This window comes from Pseudomonas sp. TSRC2-2 (genome assembly GCF_049897785.1).
Classification (GTDB): Bacteria; Pseudomonadota; Gammaproteobacteria; order Pseudomonadales; family Pseudomonadaceae; genus Aquipseudomonas.
Genome location: NZ_JAFCWZ010000006.1, coordinates 86,355 through 104,660, shown reverse-complemented (window position 1 = coordinate 104,660; position 18,306 = coordinate 86,355). Strand labels below are relative to the sequence as shown.

Here is an 18,306-nt window from a genome sequence, read left to right as displayed (position 1 = left end):
CGTGCCTCCCTATGGAGCAGGGCCTACTGCCCCTTCACTGAAACTGATAGGGCGCATCAATATTCGTTAATGGAAAACCTGTCGCGAGGCTCTTAGGGTGAGATCGGCTGCACCGAAATCCGTCCAATAAATATAAGAATCGGAGTTCCACTTATGGCTTCTAGCTGGCTGGTTTTAACCATCGTGGCCGTCTACATGGTGGTCTTGGCGTTGATCAGTTTCTGGGTTCGACGCTCTACACAAAGTGCGAAAAACTTCACCACCGGAGGCAAGGACTTCCCGGCGGTGCTGATCGGTTTTCTGATGATGTCCGAGTTCATCGGCACTACCGCGAGCATTGGTACGGCACAGGCGGGTTACACCTATGGCATTTCCGCCGCCTGGAACATAGCCGCCCTGGGCGTCGGGTTCGTGATCTTCTCCATGCTGTTGGCGAAGAAGTATAAGGAGCTCGGCGAGAACACCATTTCCGGGGCGCTGGCCCGCACTTACGGCGAGCCGGTACGTTTTGCCACATCGGTGATCATGATCTGCGCACTGTCGATCGTCGCGGTCTCGATCTACGCCAGCGGTGGGGCAGTGCTCGCGACCTTGCTGAGCATCGAGCGGACTTCGGCGATCATCATCGTCGGTATTGTCTCGGTGCTGTACGTCGGCATCGGCGGCATGCGCTCGGTGATCTATACCAACGTCTTGCATGCGTTGATGATGTACGCCGGGATCATCCTCGCCCTGGGTTTTGCCTTGAGCAAAGTGGGCGGCATGGGCGAGTTGGTGGCGCGACTGCCAGCGCCGATGTTCGAAGTCGGCAACGTCGGTTGGCCGAAGATTTTCGCCTGGCTGGTGGCCGGCATCGGCGCGACGTTCGCCACCCAGTACGTGGTGCAGGCGGTGAATACCGTCAGCGACGGGCGCAAGGCCCAACACGCGAGTTTCTACTGTGCATTGATGTTGATTCCCTACGGCCTGATCGCGGCAATGGTGGGGATGTGCAGCGCGGTGCTGTTTCCGCAGATTCCATCGTTGCAGGCCTTTCCGCAAATACTTGGACACATGCACGAATGGATGGCCGGGATCGTCGTCGCAGGACTGGCCGGGGCGCTGTTCGGCACCATGGCCGCGCTCACCATGGGCATCGCCACACTGTTGCTCAAGGACTTCTATCAGCCGTTCTTCAACCCCCGAGGGGATGATCGCAAGAACCTCAACTTTGCCCGGACCGCTACCATCGTCGCCGGCTTGCTGCCTATCACGCTGGCGCTGTACGCCTCCGACGTTCTGGTGGTGACTTTCCTCGCCAAGGCCTTGCGTGCCTCACTCGCGGTACTGGTGCTGATGGTGTTTTACGCGCCGACATTCGGCACGCGGCAGGGTGCGTTCATCAGCATCATCGCGTCACTGATCATCACCATCGGCTGGTTCCTAATGGGCAATCCCTACGGCATCGACAACGCCTACATCGCACTGGCCACGCCACTCGTGATCATGACCCTGAGCCATTTGCTGCGAGGTGGCAAACCCGAACATGCCGACAGCACCAGGCCCGTCGGTGCGAGCACTACCGGAAACTGAATCCCGACGATTCAAACGAGCATGCCATCGGGGTGACCGGGCATGCCACCAAAACAATAATGACGAGGTAAGGCCATGCAGCCTGTGACTCTTTCCACCCCCGAAGCCGACAGGGCCGGGGACTTGCCAGCAGGCGCCAGCCTGCGTGGCTGGCTCGACCATTTGCAACGCCAGCAGCGTTTGGCAATGATACGTCCCGGCGTGGACCTGCGTTTCGGCGTTGCAGCGATTGCTAATCGTCTGGACGGCAAGAGCGCTTCACTGTTTCCCCAGCCTGGCGGCCACTCGATTGCGGTGGTTTCCGGCCTGCTGTCCGACCGGCAGTGGATGGCCGAGGCGATGGGCGTGGAGTCCGCTGAAGTGTTGGCGCGTTTCGAGGCGGCCAGCCTCAATCCGCTGCCGTGGCGGGAAGTCAGCGATGCAGCTTGTCAGCAAGTGGTGCATCGCGAGATCGACCTGAACAAACTGCTACCAATTCCCACCCACAACGAGTACGACAGCGGCCCTTACATCACCGCTGGCCTGCTGATTACCCGCAACCCGCGCACCGGGGTGCAGAACGTTTCGATTCACCGCTTGCAGGTGAGCAGCCCAAATCGACTGGGTGCATTGCTGCTGCCACGCCATGCGCTGGCCTTCTTTCAGGAAGTCGAGGCGCTGGGTGAGGATCTGGACGTGGCGGTGGTAATTGGTGCTGATCCGCTGACCTTGCTGGCGTCCCAGGCCATCGTGCCGATCGATCACGACGAACTGGAAATCGCCGGCGCTCTGCATGGCCGTCCGCTGGCGGTAACGCGCTGCGTGACCCATCAGATTCGCGTGCCTGCCGACGCCGAGATCGTCATCGAGGGCCGGTTGCTGGCCAAGGCGCGGGAGATGGAAGGGCCGTTCGGCGAGTTTCCGCAGTACTACGGCGAACGCGCCGAGCGACATGTGATCGAAGTCGACGCCGTAACCCATCGTCACAACCCGATCTTTCACACCATCGTCGGCGGCGGCCTGGAACACTTGCTGCTCGGCGGCATCCCGCGCGAAGCGACCATGCTCGCGCACTTGCGCCGCAGTTTTCCGTGCGTGCGTGACGTGCACCTGAGCAAGGGCGGAGTGTGTCGTTATCACCTTTATGTGCAGATCGACAAACGCTCCGAAGGCGAGGGCAAGAACGTCATCCTCGGCGCGCTGGGCGGTCACTACGACATCAAGCATGTCACCGTGGTGGATCTGGATGTGGACATTCATGACCCCACCGAAGTCGAGTGGGCGATTGCCACCCGTTTCCAGGCCGACCGCGACCTGGTGCTGATCCACGAATCCCAGGGCTCGAAACTCGACCCGTCCACCCGTGACGGTGTTGGCTCGAAGATGGGCTACGACGCCACGGTGCCGCTGTCGGCACCGACCATGCGCTTCAAACGAATCCAGGTGCCAGGCCAACAGGAAGTCGAACTCGACAAGTTGGCGGACGCGGCCCCGCAGGACTGGCAGCGCGTGCTCCAGATGCACGATTGAACCCGGTGGCCGCTGGATTCGGCGGCCTGTTTCCGATAGTTCCAACCAACTCAAGACACGTCTTGCGTGAGGCAACCATGACCACAACAACAACAACAACAACAACAACTGCATCGCCAACCAGCGCCGCTATCGATACACCGCAGATTCCACCGGGCAAGGCCTTACTGGCGGCATTTGCCTCAACATTCGGCTGGGCGCTGGATTTGTTTGACCTGTTCATTCTGCTCTACGTGGCGCCGATCATCGGCCGCATGTTTTTCCCCTCGGACACCCCGACACTGTCGCTGGCCGCGGTATACGCCTCATTCGCCGTGGCCCTGCTGGTGCGCCCCCTGGGTTCGGCAATCTTCGGCGCGTATGCCGACAAGCACGGCCGCAAGCGAGCGTTGATGGTGTCGATGGTCGGCGTCGGTATTTCCACGGCACTGTTTGGCGCGCTGCCGACCATTCATCAGGCCGGCTTATTGGCCCCGATACTGTTTCTGCTATTGCGGGTGATTCAGGGCATTTTCGTTGGCGGCATCGTGGCCTCCACTCACACCATCGGCACCGAATCCATCTCGCCGCGCTATCGCGGCCTGATGTCCGGGTTGATCGGTGGTGCCGGTGCCGGCATGGGCGCGCTGTTGGCGTCGTTCACTTACCTGGTGTTGTCGGAAATTTTCCCCGGGGATGAATTTGACGTCTGGGGCTGGCGCTTCATGTTCTTCTGCGGGCTGCTCAGCACGTTTTTCGGGCTGGTGATGTTCCGCTATCTGGAAGAAACCCCGGTCTGGCAGCAACTGCAACAAGCGCGCAAGACCAAGGGGCCGGCGGTAGTGGTCGTGTCGCCGCTCAAGCGTCTGTTTGGTCGCGAGTACCGCAGCGTGATGCTGGTCAATCTGCTGATTACATTCGGCGGCGGAGCGACGTATTACCTGGCCTGCGGTTATCTGCCGACCTTGCTCAACGTGGTCGCCAAAGTGCCCCATACGCAAACTTCGCAGATGCTCATGTACGGGTCGGTGGCAACCATTGTCGGAGCACTGGCCTTCGGTTACCTGAGTGACCTGATCGGTCGCAAGAAGACCTTCATGCTACTGGGTGTGATTAACCTGGTGAGCTTGCCGATGATGTTCCTCGGTGTCGCCGAGCCGGGTTCCCTGACCCGCACTGCGCTGTATTGCGTGGGCATCGCCTTCATGGGCGGGGCGATCATCGCGCCGATCCTGATCTTCCTCAACGAACGCTTCAGCACCGAGCTGCGCGCCAGCGGCACAGGATTGTCCTGGAACATCGGTTTCGCCCTCGGTGGAACCATGCCGACCTTTGTGTCCCTGTTCAGCAGCAGCCCCGCGCAGATCCCCATGGTACTGGCGATTTTCGCCGCCGGCCTGTCGGTGATCTACCTGATCGGCAGCGTGGTGATTCCGGAAACCCAAGGCAACTTCAAGTGAAGGAGATGGCAATGAACAGATTGACCGGCAAGGTCGCTATCGTCACCGGCGCGGCCCAAGGTATCGGCGCCACCTACGCCAAGGCGCTGGCGGCCGAGGGCGCGAAGGTGGTGCTCTGCGATTTGAAGGCGCCTGACGAAACCGCTGCCGCGATCCGCAACAAGGGCGGTACGGCCCTGGCAATCGCTTGCGACGTGACCGACGGTGCCGCGGTGCAAGCCATGGTCGAGGAAGCCGTGGCGCAGTTCAGCGGTGTGCACGTGCTGATCAACAACGCGGCGTTGTTCGCCACCCTGGAACTCAAACCTTTCGAGCAGACCAGCTCGGCGGAATGGGACCGGATCATGGCAGTCAACGTGCGCGGTTCCTTCGAGTGCGCGAAGGCGGTAATGCCGGTGATGCGCCGTCAGGGCTACGGCAAGATCGTCAATATTGCCTCGGCAACGGCTTTCAAAGGCGCGCCGATGATGGCGGCGTATGTCGCGTCGAAGGGCGCGGTGATTGCCCTGACACGCTCGATAGCGCGCGAAGTCGGCGACGCAGGCATCCGCTGCAACTGCCTGGCCCCCGGCCTGACCATGAGCGCCAACGTCCAGGCCAACGCCGCCTGGGCCGGCGACATCGTGCGCAACAACATCGCCAGCCGCTGCATCAAGCGCGAGGCGGTACCGGAAGACCTGGTCGGCGCGCTGCTGTTTCTGGCCAGCGCCGACAGCGATTTCATGAGCGGCCAGACTGTGGTGGTCGACGGCGGCTCGGTGACCCACTGATAGGGGGAGTCCATGCGCAGCCGATATTTCATTGAAAGGGTAAACCGTTATGAATCGTGAACAACAAATCGTTGAGCGTTCGCACGCATACCGCGAGAGCTATCGTGCGTCCACACCCAGCTGGTATCGCGGCGAAATGCACCTGGCTTTCACCCTGCTGTTCACCGGCGGGGTGCTCTTGTACTGCGCCAGCCAGATTGTCGATGCGAGCTGGCAGGAGTGGTTGCTGGTGGTAGTGCCGATGTTCCTGTTCGGCAATTGGGCCGAATGGGCGGGCCACCGTTATTTGCTACACAGCCCGAGGAGCTGGCTCAAGCCGGCCTACAAGCGGCATGTCGCCACCCACCATCAGTTCTTCTCGCACAAGACGCTGGACTATCACGGCCATCAGGATTGGCGCGCTCTGCTGTTTCCCCCATTCGCTCCGGTGTTGTTCGTGATGGCCGCGCTGCCGCTGGCCCTGCTGCTGGGCACGTTATGGACGGCCAACGCCGGCTATATCGCAATGTTGACGATGGCGGCCTACTTCCTGATGTACGAAGGCCTGCACACGCTGTCGCACCTCGAGCATCCGCTGCTCGATGCCATGCCGCTGGTCAACACGGTGCGCCGCATGCATGTCCTGCATCACAACCCGGACTTCATGCACACGCGCAATTTCAACCTGACCTTTCCGATCTGCGATGCACTGTTTGGCACCAGCGACTTGAACAAGGGCGTGCTGGGCACGCTGTTCAATGGCATGTCGGATGCGGCGCGCAAACCCGAGGACCAGGCTCGCGTTGATGCGCAGCAGGTCGAGCGCGCGTCCAAAGCGGCTACCGAACACCAGCTCTGACAGCGACTCAATGAGCGGTCGGTTCTGGTGGTCGACCGCTGCTCGCTGGCCCACGGAATACCGGAGGACTCATGCAAAGCAGACATTTCATCGATGGGCAATGGACCGACGCGGGACATTGGGCGGACAGCTTCGACCCGGCCAGCTGCGAGTTGATCGGCCGCTTCGCCGATGGCGGCGAAGCCGAGGCGCAAGCGGCGGTCTCCGCCGCCGCGCGCGCCTTCGCCAACCCGCAGTGGTCACAGAATCCGCGCCTGCGTCAGCAATTGCTGCTGGACTGGGCCGCAGGCCTCAAGGCACGCCAGGAGGAACTGGCGCAGCTGCTCACCCGCGAGAATGGCAAGGCCCTGGTGCAATCGCGCGGCGAGATAGCCGGAGCGATTTCCGAGATTGTCTATTATGCCGGTCTGGCCCGACACAACCCCGGCCATGTGATGGAGGTGGCGCCTGGCGAGTTCTCCAACATGCTGCGTGAACCGGCCGGGGTCGCGGGGCTGATCATTCCATGGAATGCCCCGGCGGTGCTGCTGGTGCGCGCCCTCGCCCCGGCATTGGCGGCCGGCTGCACCGCGGTGATCAAGCCGGCGCCGCAGACCGCGCTATTCAACGCGGCCATGCTCGAGCCGCTATTCGCCCTACCGGGCCTACCGGCCGGCGCGGTCAACCTGTTCGCTGAAACTGGGCATGTCGGCGCGGCGTACCTGGTGGCTTCGCCGCTGGTAGATGTGCTCAGCTTTACTGGCTCCACCGCAACCGGCCAGCGCATCATGCAAGACGCCGCAGCGACCATGAAGAAGCTGTCCCTTGAACTCGGCGGCAAATCCTGTTGCCTGGTCTTCGAGGATACCGACGTCGAGGCTATCGCACCGAAACTGGCGGCAGCAGCAACCATCATTTCCGGCCAACAGTGCACCGCCGCACGGCGCGTGCTGGTGCAGGCCAGCCGTTTTGCCGAGATGAAACGTGCGCTCAGTGCCGCGCTCGGCGAAATCCGCCTGGGCCACGGTTTGGAGGCGGCGACGCAAATGGGCCCGCTGATCGACTGGCAGTCGCGCGACAAGGTCGAGAGGCGCATCGCCGAGGCGCTGGACTGTTGCGACGAGGTGCTGCTGGCCGGCGGCCGCCCGGATGGCGCGCTGAGTCAGGGCGCCTTCCTCGCCCCTGCACTGATCGCCCACCGCGACAGCGGCGCGTTCTTCTGCCAGGAGGAAATCTTCGGCCCGTTGCTGGTGCTGGAGTCCTTCGAAGATGAAGCCGAGGCAGTAGCGCGCGCCAACCATACCGAGTTCGGTCTGTCGGCGAGTGTCTGGACCGGGCAGGGCGCTCGCGCCTGGCGTGTCGCTCGGGCACTGCGCAACGGTACGGTGTGGCTGAACGACCACAACAAATTGTTCGCCGAGGCGGAAACCGGTGGCTACCGCAAGAGCGGCCTGGGGCGCTTGCATGGCGTCGATGCGCTGCTGGATTTCAGCGAGCTCAAACACATTTATCAGAACGTCGGCACGCTCGGTTGAGCGCGCACGCGAGGGTGACCATGGAGCTGCGCCATCTGAAGTATTTTACCTGCCTTTATGAGGAAGGCTCCGTCACCCGGGCTGCGCAGCGCTTGAATATCGTGCAACCGGCGTTGTCGATGCAGATCGCCAGGCTTGAGGAAGAACTCGGGCAGACGTTGTTCGAGCGCAGCTCCAAGGGCATGGCGCCGACCGAGGCCGGCGATCAGGCTTATCGTTTGTTCATGCCGATTCTTGGCCAGCTGCTGGCGGCGCGTCAGGCCCTGATCGACCGTAGCGGCCAGATCGGCGGACGCATCAGTGCCGGGCTGATCGCGTCTGCCGCCAACAACGCGTTGGCCAGCACCCTGGCGCATTTCGTCGAGCATCAGCCACAGGTTGAATTGAGCGTCACCTCGGGCTACAGCCAGGAGTTGATCGCGAAGGTCCTGACCGGCGTGCTGGATTTCGCGGTCATCAACCAAAGCTTTCAGCATGAGCACCTGATCGGCCACGACATTTTCGATGAGGAGCTACTGATCGCCACCGGTGCAGCCAATCGCCTTAACGGAGCGTTGCCCTTGCCGTTGGCCAGTCTGGCGGGATTCAAACTGGTGCTGCCCTCGCGTCGTCACGGGCTGCGTATGGTCATCGACCAGCACCTTGCCGCCCAGGGCATTGAAGTCACCCCGCAGTTGGAGGTGGACGATCTGGCGGTCATTGAGGACTTCTTGCGTCGCAGCGACTGGGTCAGCGTGCTGCCGGCAACCGTCTTGCATCGCGGATTGCACGAAGGCGCGTTGCGCGCCTATCCGCTGGCCGCGCCGGGGATCAGCCGGCGCATGGTCTGTGTGCACGACGCCCGTCGACCACTGACCCCGGCGGCAATGCTGTTCATCGAGATGATCGGCAAAACCATGACCACCGCACTCGACGCCATCCATTTCTACAAAGAAGGCCCGATAGAGGAAGGCGACCATGAGCGTTCCCAGTAATAGCCGGCCGCAGCGGCTGATCGTAGGAATTTCCGGTGCCTCCGGCGCCGTTTATGGCGTACGTCTACTGGAGCTGTTGCGCGACACGCCGATTGAAACCCATCTGGTGGTCAGCAAGTCGGCGCTGATTACTTTGGCCCATGAAACCGAGATGTCCTGGTCTCAGATCAAGACCCTTGCTGACGTTAGCTACATCAATCAGGACATCGGCGCGGCAATTGCCAGTGGCTCGTTCAAAACCATGGGCATGATCATCGCGCCGTGTTCGATACGCAGCCTGTCAGAAATTGCCAGCGGCGTGACCTCAACGCTGCTGACCCGCGCCGCCGACGTGGTGCTCAAGGAGCGCCGGCGCCTGGTGCTGATGGTTCGCGAGACGCCACTGCACCGCAATCACCTGCGCAGCATGACCGAGTTGGCTGAACTCGGTGCGGTGATCGCGCCGCCAGTGCCTGCGTTCTATGCCAAGCCGGCCAGCCTGGATGACATGATCGATCACACTGTAGGAAGGGTGCTGGATATGTTCGATATCGAACTGGGTGTCGTCCGTCGCTGGCGCGAACGACCGGAGCGCGTAGCAACGCTGGATGAGGTGATCGATGGTTGAGTCACATTCGGGGCATTCAGGCGGGGAGGCGCTCCAGGAATTCGCAGATCAGCTGCAAGGTCCGCTCGGTCGCTTCGGTCTGGGGAAAGTGCCGGCAGTTATCCAGCAACACACAGCGGCACGGCCCAGGCACCTGTCGCTGGATGACCATCAGTTGCTCGGGCGTGGCGTAGTGGTCTTCGCGACCCTGAATGACCAGCAGCGGCCTTTCGATATAAGCCAACTGCGCTTCGAGATCGTCCAAGGAAAAGTCCGGGTGCAACCAGCTGTCGCTCCAACCGTGAAAGGCGCCGTCGACATTGGTCCCATGGTGGCGTGCCAGGCGTTCGCGCAATTCGCCCTGATGCCAAACCTCGGTGGTATGGCGAATGCCATCGAGGCTCTCGGTCTCGACAATCACGTGAGGCGCCAGTGCAATGCTGCCCAATACGCGGGGATCATTGGCGGCGGCATAGGCGAGGACAATGGAGGCGCCGTCACTGTGACCGAGCAAAACTACTTGCGGCAGTTGCAAGGCATCGAGCAATTGCCGCAGTTCACGAGGGCCGTCGCTGCTCAGGTAGTTCAGCGGACGCGGCAGGGTTACCGGGCTCGATTGCCCATAACCCTGACGACTGTAGGTGACCACACCGCAACCGCTGGCCTGGGCCAGGCGCTGGGGGAAGTCTTTCCATTGATCGGCGCTGCCGAGGCCTTCGTGCAACAGCACAAGCGTCGGTCGCGATGGGTCAGCCGCAGGAATTTGGCGATATTCCAGGCGCAGCGGCCCAAGTTGCAGAAATTGTTGTGGCGACATGTTGAATCAACGATTGAACAAGGTTGCTCGCAGGTTACCGTAAACGTAACCCTGTCTGCAGCACCACGCTTTGCTTGAGGTACAGAAAACATGCGTCATCTCGATGTTCAGGTGATCGACCAGGCACTGCAATGGGCTCGCGCCGGGCAGGCCCAGTGGCTGTGTACGGTGCTCTCCACCTATGGCTCGGCGCCGCGTGCGCCGGGGGCGATGCTGGTGACCAATGGCTCGGGCGAACACGTCGGCTCGCTGTCGGGTGGCTGCGTCGAGGAGGAGTTTCTCGAAAGCCTGACGCGCGGTGAATTACGCGAACCGGCGCAGATCGTCAGTTATGGCGACAGCGTCGAGCAACGCCACCGTCTGCGATTACCCTGTGGTGGCGTGCTGATCGTGCTGGTCGAGCACCGCGCTGCGAGTCTCGAATGGATCGAGCACCTGGAGAGTCTGCAAGCGGCGTTACTGGGTCAGCGGCGTCTGCTGCGCCATGTCGAGTTGAGCAGCGGAGCCTTGCGCCTGGACGCAGACATCGGACACGGCAGCGAGCGGGTGCAAGTCGTCGACGAGACGGTGCGCATCAGTGTTGGCCCTGCGTTGCGACTGATTCTGGCCGGGCTGTCGCCGGTCGCTGAAGTTTGCGCCAGTTTCGCCCGCGCCATCGGCTGCGAAGTCATCGCCTGCGACCCCCGGGATGAGATGCAGCATGTGCAGCTCGAAGGCGTGGAGATGCAACGCGTGCTGCCTTCGATGTACATCGCCGCTGGTGGTTGCCATGCGGCGACTGCGGTGGTGGCGCTGACTCACGATCCTCGAATCGATGATCTGGCGCTGATGGAAGCGGTTCACACCCCGGCGTTTTACATCGGTGCCATGGGTTCTCAGGCAACCTCGGCCAAGCGCGCCGAGCGGCTCAAGCGCATCGGTGGTCTGACGGATGAACAGATTGCCCGTTTGCACATGCCCATCGGCCTCGATCTGGGCAGCAAGGCCCCGGCGGAGATCGCTCTGGCGGTGGTGGCCGATATCCTGCGCGTTTATCACGGCAAAGAACGCCATGCCTTGTAAGGCGGTTTTTCCGACGAACGTGGGGGCTGCGAAAGTCGAGGTAGACGCTCGGTCATTCGCGCGCGATAGTGGTCAGCCAAGTCTGGCTGAACCATGGACCGATCGACGGGCTTGAGAAATAGATAAGCGCCCCGATGATATGCATTGAGGCCGATAACAATATCGCTTCAAGCGAGGAGGAATCTGATGTCGATTGCCCAACGGGTTTTCCACGGCAGGTTTGGCCGGGTCGCCTTGCTGAATATGGATCATTCGCTGGTCACCCATACCCATTCCGAATGCCATGTGCTGGTCAAAGTGTCCGGCGAGGATACTTACTTCAACGTTAACGGTCGACGGGTTCCGCTCAGTGATCGCACCGCGGTGTTGGTCAACGCCTGGGAGCCGCATTTCTACGATCCGCAGCCGGGTGCCGGTGCCACTGTAATCCTGGCGCTCTACATCGAGCCCGCCTGGCTGGCCACTGCCCAGCAGTCGCTGGCGCTCAGCGGTCGGCCGGACTTTTTTGCCCAGTCGTGCATCGAGCTGTCGAGCCGTAATCGCACCTTGGCCGACATCCTGGTCGCCGAAGCCCATGGCTGCGGGATCGTGCCGAAAGAACGCATGGAGTTCATGCTGTTCGACTTCCTGATCGAACTGATCGAGGACTTTTCCAGCTGGCGGCATTTGTCGCTATTGGGGGCGCCGAGTTCAGGTGAGTTCCGGGACGCGCGCGTGCGCCGTGGCACCGCCTGGTTGCTTGAGCACCTCGATGATCCGCACCCGATCGACAACGCCGCGCGGACTTGTGGTCTGTCCCGGGCGCACTTCTTTGCGCTGTTCAAGAAAGATACCGGCATGACGCCGACCCTGTTGCTTAACGACGCGCGCATGCGCCGGGCTTTTGCCTGGCTGGAGCGTGAGCGCAGTGGAACGTTGGGCCTGTTGTCGGAGAACCTCGGGTTCTCCGAGCAAGGTCATTTCACACGGTTTTTCCGTCAGCACATCGGAGCTTCACCCAGCCAATATCGGCGCGTAGTGGATTGTTATACGACGGCTTGAACCGAGATGAGGGCGGGGGGTATTGGGCAATACTCCCGCCGATGAAGTTAGTCTTTCATCTTGAAATTGCCGGTTTTTATAGACGACCAAACTTGTAGAGTCTATTAATTGTCGAGAGAATCATAGATCTCTTTCATGCGTTCTTCGCGCATCAACTCAAGTTCTTCTTTGGTTTCAGCTACCCACTGCAGGATAAAATCCCAGCAATCGCAGTCGTGAGCATCCGCTTCTGTTTCAAATGCTTCTTTCAGAAATTTAAGGCTATATTCTTCTGGCGAGGGCCCGCAGTTTTCAGCGAGGCTGTAATTCAGCTCGCTGAGTTCAAGCTGAATCCATAGATTGGCGTCCAGGAATTTCTTCAGAGCAAATTCGGCTCTAAGTTCTTTTGCGATCATGAATGCTCTCTTGTGGCATGCAATAAGTAGCTGGTTGTTCAAGGTCGGCCCAGCGCTAAATTGGACTATGTCAATTTCCTGCCATCATCCATCCTCGAACGCCATGACTTTCACTCAGCTCTTTCACGACTCGAGCCGCGTCCTGCTTATGTTTATATGGGCCTATGACGACAAAATTGTTTTCTTTACGCGCTACCGGCAACTCCAGTTGCTGAATGGCTTTTAGTGCGCGATGGCGGCTGGGCGTATTCAATGCGGGCGTGAATTCGTCGGGAAGATTTGTACTGATTTCTGTCGCAACTTTATTAGCGATGTCGTCAAATTCGTGCTCGAAGTCTGTCACTTTTTGCTGGATGTATGAATTGTCGACGTTATTTTCACAAGTTGGTCCTGTGGACGTGTAGGTCCATAGTAGAGCTGATAGTTGCCCTAAAACGCCAGTTACCAGTAAGCCCAAGCCAAGCTTTCGCACGGCGCCCTCTCCAAATCAAGTGAATAGTTATTTGTGCCATTTCTTTTTATAAAGAAAGGTTTTATTTCTGATCCTGAGATGGTCTGAGTTCTCGAGCGCGTCAGTGTGCCCAAGCGCCAAAATTAGTTGGCTGCTTTTTGTTGTTTTAGAGAACATCTGGCGTGCACTTTATAGACTACTGATTCACGAAAAAGGCTCAGATAGTCGAAAAAAACCATATCAGAATGGGAGAGGTTAATCCTATGAAATACTTGTATTTAAGATAAATATCGTGGCCAAAGTGCCTTGTGGAAAACCGCGAAGGATCTGCATTCGCCACTTATGTGATGAACGCTCAAAATTAAAAAGTTATAGAGCCCGGTCGCTATCCATAAAGTCATCGAAGTCGTCGAACATGACCGGAATTGTGTCGGGTCCCAGCCCCTTAAATCAGACGCAAAGACAAATTTCCAGACTTCGGTGCAAAACTCCATCTCCCCAGGCAAAGCGCTCCCTGCGCCTTTCACACACACTTGGCTCTAGCGCTCTCGCGCTGTAAAACAACAAGAGCCACGAAAAATGACCAGATTCCCACCTGCTATCGAAAGGCAGACCTGCCATATCGGCGCCCTCCGGGTACGCTACATGCGACGATCATCCGTTCACCTCATGCTCATGTGCAGATCACCTCGGTGGTTTTTTCCAACGCGCTGCCATGGAGCAGAATGTTCAGAAGAATAAGATGGCGTGCCAATTATCGGGCTAGTTGAAATTGACTAAGTACCGGTCCTTCGTGTGCGTTGCGTTGACCTCTAAGATTTTGCGTTGCTTCTATTACTTTAAAATAACAAAGGGAGCGCTATACAATTGAATAGGAAAAAAATTGCTGCAAGTTCGGTGTTTCTTGGTATCACCCTGAGTGCACAGGCGCATGCTGACTTTCTAAGTGATAGCAAGGCCACCTTGGGGATGAGGAACTTCTACTTCAATAACGACAACCGCGATGGCACTGCCGCCCCTTCCAAAACCGAAGAATGGGCGCAGGGTTTCATGTTGGACTTCAAATCGGGTTATACCGATGGCATGGTTGGCTTTGGTGTCGATGGCCTGGGATTGCTGGGGGTTACCCTGGACAGCGGCAAAGGACGGCATGTCGGCAGCACCATGATGCCTTCTGACAGTGACAACCGTGCCGTCGACGAGTGGAGCCGGGTGGGGCTGACCGGAAAAGTCAAAATGTCGAAAACTGAACTTCGCTACGGCACCTTGATTCCGAAACTCCCAATTCTGGTTGCCAACGATGGGCGCGTACTTCCACAAACCTTCGAGGGCGGTCAAATCACCTCGAGCGAGTTCAAGGGGCTGACCTTGACTGGAGGTCGGATCGAACATGCGACAGGGCGTGGTTCAAGCGATCAGACGGGGTTGGCCGTTGCTGGTGGTACGCGTGAGAGCAATCAGTTTGACTTCGCCGGGGGCGATTGGAGTGTCACCAAGGATCTGACAGCTCAGTACTACTACGCAAACCTCGATAACTACTATACGCAGCATTTTTTTGGATTGATTCACACCCTTGCGCTCTCGGACAATCAGTCCCTTAAAACCGACCTGCGCTACTTCAAAACTGACTCGTCAGGTGCAAATAGCTCCGGTACGTCAGGCTACAGAATTAATGGCTACACCAAAAACGGTGATGGAGAGATCGACAACCGTACCTGGAGTGCCGCGTTGATTTACACGCTGGGTGGCCACGCGATTACTGCGGGGTACCAAAGTGTGTCGGATGGCAGCAACTTCACTCAACTCAATCAGGGCAGCCTGATAGACAAGGGCGCCGGTGGAGCAAGCCTGTATCTGTATACAGACCGCCTGATCCAAACGTTCACCCGCGCAGGCGAGCGCACAGCTTTCGGTCAGTATGCTTACGACTTTGCCGCTCTGGGAGTTCCTGGCCTGAAAGGCTCGGTCATGTACCTCTCCGGCGATAATATTAAAACTACGTCCGGCGACAACCAAAAGGAATGGGAAAGAGACATTAGCCTGGACTACGTCCTTCAGTCCGGAGCGCTTAAAGGTGTCGGGTTCGGCTGGCGTAACGGCAAGTCCAACAGCGAAGCGGCTCGTAACGTAGATCAGAACCGAGTTTTTGTAAGCTATAGCATTCCGCTTCTCTAACGAGTGTCATGAGGACGAATAGCCGCTTTCAGTCCGGCCACGCTGAGGAAGGCACCCGATAACACGGGTGCTTCTGTGCAGGATTATCCGCCCGACGCTCAGGACATTAGGTAGGTGGTGCAGCCGGTTTGATTTATTTTGTCTACGCCCTCTTAGAAGCCTTCCAGCACGATCTTGCCCTTCGCCTTGCCGCTTTCCAGCAGAGCATGGGCTCGACGAAGATTTTCTGCGCTGATGCGCCCGTAGTTTTCGCCAACGGTGGTGCGCAAGTCACCCGCATCAATGCGCTGCGCAATTTCGTTGAGGATGTTGTGCTGCTCTTGCATGTCCTCTGTCTCGTAAAGCGAGCGGGTGTACATCAGCTCCCAGTGCAACGACAGGCTCTTGCGCTTGAGCGGTACGGCGTCAAGCGTGGCCGGGTCATCGATCAGGCCCAGCTTGCCCTGAGGCTTCAGTGATTCGATGATTTGCTCGTAGTGCCGATCGGTCTGGGTCAGGCTAGCGACATGGCTGACTTGTGCGATACCGATGCGCTTGAGCTCCTCGCTGAGTGGCTTGGTATGGTCGATGACATGATGCGCACCAAGCTCGGTGACCCAGGTCTGGGTTTCAGGGCGCGAAGCCGTACCAATGATCGTCAACCCGGTTAGCTGACGCGCCAGCTGAGTCAGGATTGAACCCACCCCGCCTGCAGCGCCGATGATCAGCAGCGTTTCGCCCCGGTCGGTGGTATCGCGTGCAACACCGAGGCGATCAAACAGCAATTCCCAAGCGGTCAAGGAAGTCAGTGGCAATGCCGCAGCCTCGCTGAAATCCAGCGACTGGGGTATTGAGCCGACGATACGCTCGTCCACCAGTTGCAGCTCACTGTTGCTGCCCGGGCGGATCAGCGATCCGGCGTACCAGACCCTGTCACCGGGCTTGAAGAGCGTTACGTCGCTGCCGACCGACTTGACCACGCCGGCAGCGTCCCAACCGAGGATGCGCGGCTGGCTTTCGTCCTCGTGCGGTACGTAGCCCTGCCGCACCTTGGTATCGACAGGATTGACCGATACGGCCTTTACCTCTACGAGCAAGTCGCGCGGCCCCGGCACTGGCTCGGGTATATCGATCTCCACCAAGGCGTCGGGATGTTCAATAGGCAGGCATTTGAAGTGTGCAATGGCTTTCATTCGAAGATCCTCAGGAGATGCGATACATTTTCGTGATGGTGAGCTTTTCAGCAGCGCGTTCGATGAAAGGGAGCGCTGCCTGAAAATGCGGTGTCGCTTCGTGAGCAGTCAGCGCCGCTTCGTCCCGCCACTGCTCGATCATGTGGAAAGTGCGAGCCTGCTCGGCATCACGGTGGAAATCGTACTGGATGCAGTCCGCTTCGCTTCGGCTTGGGCCTTGCAGGCCCTGCAGCGTCTGCTCGAGCTCGACTTCGAAGCCGGCCTTGGCGACCAAGGTGGCAATCAGTGTCAGAGGGGTGGTCATCAAACCTCCTGTCTGTGTGCGATATGAAGAGGGAGCATTGGCTGGCACGGGTGTATCGAAGATGTCCATGCCGGCCATGCGGCAACCTGAATCCGGGTGAGAGCGCGACAACAATCTTGCCCACTTGGGCATTCGACCAAGTTGATAGCCCTAAGGCCACGCGAGCGCTCTCGCTCCGGCGGGATCACCTGTAGCGTTCAAGCCAATGGGCATAGGGAGCGGGCAAGGTCCAGGCAGCACGCTCTACACCCAGCGCCTGGGCGGCTGAATAGGACCAGTTAGGATTGCCCAGGTGCGCCCGGCCAATCATCGCCAGGTCCAGTTGACCACTTCTCACCGCTTCTTCGGCGACGCTCGGCGTGCCGAAGCCCCATGCCGAGGCCACCGCAATCCCCGTCTCGCGCCGTACCCGCTGGGTAACTTCGCCCATGAAACCGGGGGCCCAAGGAATGTTCGATTCAGGGATGGTGAACCCGATACTGACGCTGAGCAAGTCCAAACCACCGTCCTTGAAACTACGTGTCAGTTCGATAGCCTCTGACAAGGTCTGTTCATCCCGGCCGTCGTATTCGATAACACCCAGGCGAGCGGTCAGCGGCAAGTGCTCTGGCCATACTTCGCGAACCGCCGCCAGTGTTTCCAGCAGAAAGCGGCTACGGTTATCGAAGTTTCCGCCATAGGCGTCGTCACGAAGGTTGGAGTGTTCAGAGAGGAATGACTGGGCCAGATAGCCATGGGCGAAATGCAGCTCTAACCACTCGAAGCCAGCTTCACGTGCACGGCGAGCGGCTGAGACAAAATCCTCGCGCACCCGGGCGATATCCTCCAGCGTCATGGCTTTCGGCTGCTTGGCGAGCTGAGCGCCAAAGGCAACAGCCGACGGGGCGATGGTCTGCCAGCCACGCGAATCATCCTCGCCGATATGATCGTCACCTTCCCAAGGACGGTTCGCACTGGCCTTGCGCCCCGCGTGGGCAATCTGGATACCTGGCACTGCGCCGGCAGCCTTGATCGATTGCACCACCGGCACGAAGGCACGGGCGAGCTCATCATTCCAGATACCAGCGCAGCCAGGCGTGATCCGTCCTTCGGGTGACACGGCAGTCGCCTCGACGACCACCAGTCCTGCGCCGCCACGCGCGAGGGTGGCATAGTGCACAGTGTGCCAATCGTTGATCAGGCCATCATTGGCCGAGTACATGCACATGGGGGGAATCGCGATCCGGTTGCGAAGGGAGACATCCTTGAGCGTGAAAGGTTGGAACAGCGCAGACATTAGGTTTTTCTCCGAGGGATACTATTTCTCTTGTTCGATAATATTCGAACTATTGACATAGAGCAAACCCGTGTATGATTCGCTCATGCGCCCCTTCAAACACCTTCCTCTCAGTGAATTCGTTCTTGAGCGTCTGTTTTACGCCTTGAGCGACCCTGTACGCCTGGAGATTGTCCGGCGCCTCGCCGAGCTGGGAGAGGCCAGCTGTGGCGAGCTGGACGGTGGCCGTGCGAAGTCCACCATGTCCCACCATTTCCGGGTGCTGCGAGATGCCGGACTGGTTCAAACCCAGACCATCGGCACGACCCACATGAACTCGTTGCGTAGGGAAGACTTGAGTCACCGTTTTCCGGGCCTGCTGGAAACGATCCTGTCCCAGTACGACGAAAAAGGAAGATGAGGCTCACGGGT

At 59.2% G+C, this 18,306-nt stretch carries 18 protein-coding genes; 12 read left to right on the top strand and 6 right to left on the bottom strand.

What is annotated here, in order from left to right:
* Nucleotides 1-153 precede the first annotated feature (153 nt).
* The 8 genes from ACP7D9_RS13660 to ACP7D9_RS13625 all read left to right on the top strand — a co-directional run bounded on the left by ACP7D9_RS13660 (nucleotide 154) and on the right by ACP7D9_RS13625 (nucleotide 9,223).
* Nucleotides 154-1,572 carry a sodium:solute symporter family protein gene (locus tag ACP7D9_RS13660; RefSeq protein ID WP_426157987.1) on the top strand — a complete coding sequence of 473 codons (1,419 nt, stop codon included), beginning with the start codon at nucleotides 154-156 and terminating at the stop codon, nucleotides 1,570-1,572.
* Between the two features lie 75 nt (nucleotides 1,573-1,647).
* Nucleotides 1,648-3,081 carry a UbiD family decarboxylase gene (locus tag ACP7D9_RS13655; protein WP_426157985.1) on the top strand — a complete coding sequence of 478 codons (1,434 nt, stop codon included), beginning with the start codon at nucleotides 1,648-1,650 and terminating at the stop codon, nucleotides 3,079-3,081.
* A 77-nt stretch (nucleotides 3,082-3,158) separates the two neighbouring features.
* Nucleotides 3,159-4,520 carry an MFS transporter gene (locus tag ACP7D9_RS13650; protein WP_426157983.1) on the top strand — a complete coding sequence of 454 codons (1,362 nt, stop codon included), beginning with the start codon at nucleotides 3,159-3,161 and terminating at the stop codon, nucleotides 4,518-4,520.
* Between the two features lie 11 nt (nucleotides 4,521-4,531).
* Nucleotides 4,532-5,290, top strand: coding sequence for an SDR family NAD(P)-dependent oxidoreductase (locus ACP7D9_RS13645; RefSeq protein ID WP_017737792.1), 759 nt, complete (start codon nucleotides 4,532-4,534; stop codon nucleotides 5,288-5,290).
* Between the two features lie 49 nt (nucleotides 5,291-5,339).
* Nucleotides 5,340-6,128, top strand: a complete 789-nt coding sequence (locus tag ACP7D9_RS13640) for a fatty acid hydroxylase family protein (protein ID WP_426157981.1) — start codon at nucleotides 5,340-5,342, stop codon at nucleotides 6,126-6,128.
* Nucleotides 6,129-6,199: 71 nt separating this feature from the next.
* Nucleotides 6,200-7,642, top strand: coding sequence for an aldehyde dehydrogenase family protein (locus tag ACP7D9_RS13635; RefSeq protein WP_017737790.1), 1,443 nt, complete (start codon nucleotides 6,200-6,202; stop codon nucleotides 7,640-7,642).
* Nucleotides 7,643-7,662: 20 nt separating this feature from the next.
* The gene (locus tag ACP7D9_RS13630) at nucleotides 7,663-8,616 is read left to right on the top strand and encodes a LysR family transcriptional regulator (RefSeq protein ID WP_426157978.1); all 954 of its coding nucleotides are present in this window, start codon (nucleotides 7,663-7,665) and stop codon (nucleotides 8,614-8,616) included.
* Nucleotides 8,600-9,223 (top strand): UbiX family flavin prenyltransferase, encoded by a 624-nt coding sequence (locus tag ACP7D9_RS13625; protein ID WP_426157976.1) that lies wholly within the window; start codon nucleotides 8,600-8,602, stop codon nucleotides 9,221-9,223. The genes ACP7D9_RS13630 and ACP7D9_RS13625 overlap by 17 nt, the downstream gene beginning before the upstream one ends.
* A gap of 16 nt (nucleotides 9,224-9,239) precedes the next feature.
* Here ACP7D9_RS13625 and ACP7D9_RS13620 read toward each other — a convergent pair whose 3' ends face one another.
* The gene (locus ACP7D9_RS13620) at nucleotides 9,240-10,019 is read right to left on the bottom strand and encodes an alpha/beta fold hydrolase (RefSeq protein ID WP_017737787.1); all 780 of its coding nucleotides are present in this window, start codon (nucleotides 10,017-10,019) and stop codon (nucleotides 9,240-9,242) included.
* 90 nt (nucleotides 10,020-10,109) lie between these two features.
* Between ACP7D9_RS13620 and ACP7D9_RS13615 the strand changes: the two genes are divergently transcribed.
* Together ACP7D9_RS13615 and ACP7D9_RS13610 are read left to right on the top strand one after the other, a co-directional pair.
* Nucleotides 10,110-11,081 carry an XdhC family protein gene (locus tag ACP7D9_RS13615; RefSeq protein ID WP_017737786.1) on the top strand — a complete coding sequence of 324 codons (972 nt, stop codon included), beginning with the start codon at nucleotides 10,110-10,112 and terminating at the stop codon, nucleotides 11,079-11,081.
* Nucleotides 11,082-11,267: 186 nt separating this feature from the next.
* Nucleotides 11,268-12,122, top strand: coding sequence for a helix-turn-helix transcriptional regulator (locus ACP7D9_RS13610; RefSeq protein WP_426157973.1), 855 nt, complete (start codon nucleotides 11,268-11,270; stop codon nucleotides 12,120-12,122).
* Between the two features lie 104 nt (nucleotides 12,123-12,226).
* Here ACP7D9_RS13610 and ACP7D9_RS13605 read toward each other — a convergent pair whose 3' ends face one another.
* Nucleotides 12,227-12,517: a DUF6388 family protein gene (locus ACP7D9_RS13605; protein ID WP_213553364.1), complete on the bottom strand. Its 291-nt coding sequence runs from the start codon at nucleotides 12,515-12,517 to the stop codon at nucleotides 12,227-12,229.
* A gap of 70 nt (nucleotides 12,518-12,587) precedes the next feature.
* The gene (locus ACP7D9_RS13600; protein ID WP_080758726.1) at nucleotides 12,588-12,989 is read right to left on the bottom strand and encodes an SPOR domain-containing protein; all 402 of its coding nucleotides are present in this window, start codon (nucleotides 12,987-12,989) and stop codon (nucleotides 12,588-12,590) included.
* 846 nt (nucleotides 12,990-13,835) lie between these two features.
* Between ACP7D9_RS13600 and ACP7D9_RS13595 the strand changes: the two genes are divergently transcribed.
* Entirely contained in the window at nucleotides 13,836-15,143 is a 1,308-nt protein-coding gene (locus ACP7D9_RS13595; protein WP_069556833.1) for an OprD family porin, read from the top strand.
* A gap of 152 nt (nucleotides 15,144-15,295) precedes the next feature.
* Here the strand turns inward: ACP7D9_RS13595 and ACP7D9_RS13590 are convergent, their stop codons facing one another.
* The 3 genes from ACP7D9_RS13590 to ACP7D9_RS13580 all read right to left on the bottom strand — a co-directional run bounded on the left by ACP7D9_RS13590 (nucleotide 15,296) and on the right by ACP7D9_RS13580 (nucleotide 17,895).
* Nucleotides 15,296-16,315 carry a zinc-binding alcohol dehydrogenase family protein gene (locus ACP7D9_RS13590; RefSeq protein ID WP_213553363.1) on the bottom strand — a complete coding sequence of 340 codons (1,020 nt, stop codon included), beginning with the start codon at nucleotides 16,313-16,315 and terminating at the stop codon, nucleotides 15,296-15,298.
* Nucleotides 16,316-16,325: 10 nt separating this feature from the next.
* Nucleotides 16,326-16,697 carry a putative quinol monooxygenase gene (locus tag ACP7D9_RS13585; protein WP_260455480.1) on the bottom strand — a complete coding sequence of 124 codons (372 nt, stop codon included), beginning with the start codon at nucleotides 16,695-16,697 and terminating at the stop codon, nucleotides 16,326-16,328.
* Nucleotides 16,698-16,803: 106 nt separating this feature from the next.
* A complete protein-coding gene (locus tag ACP7D9_RS13580) occupies nucleotides 16,804-17,895 on the bottom strand; it encodes an NADH:flavin oxidoreductase/NADH oxidase (protein ID WP_213553362.1) in 1,092 nt (363 codons plus the stop codon).
* Nucleotides 17,896-17,980: 85 nt separating this feature from the next.
* Here ACP7D9_RS13580 and ACP7D9_RS13575 point away from each other — a divergent pair, with 85 nt between their 5' ends.
* Complete coding sequence (locus ACP7D9_RS13575) at nucleotides 17,981-18,295, top strand: ArsR/SmtB family transcription factor (RefSeq protein WP_017737778.1); 315 nt, start codon at nucleotides 17,981-17,983, stop codon at nucleotides 18,293-18,295.
* Nucleotides 18,296-18,306 lie beyond the last annotated feature (11 nt).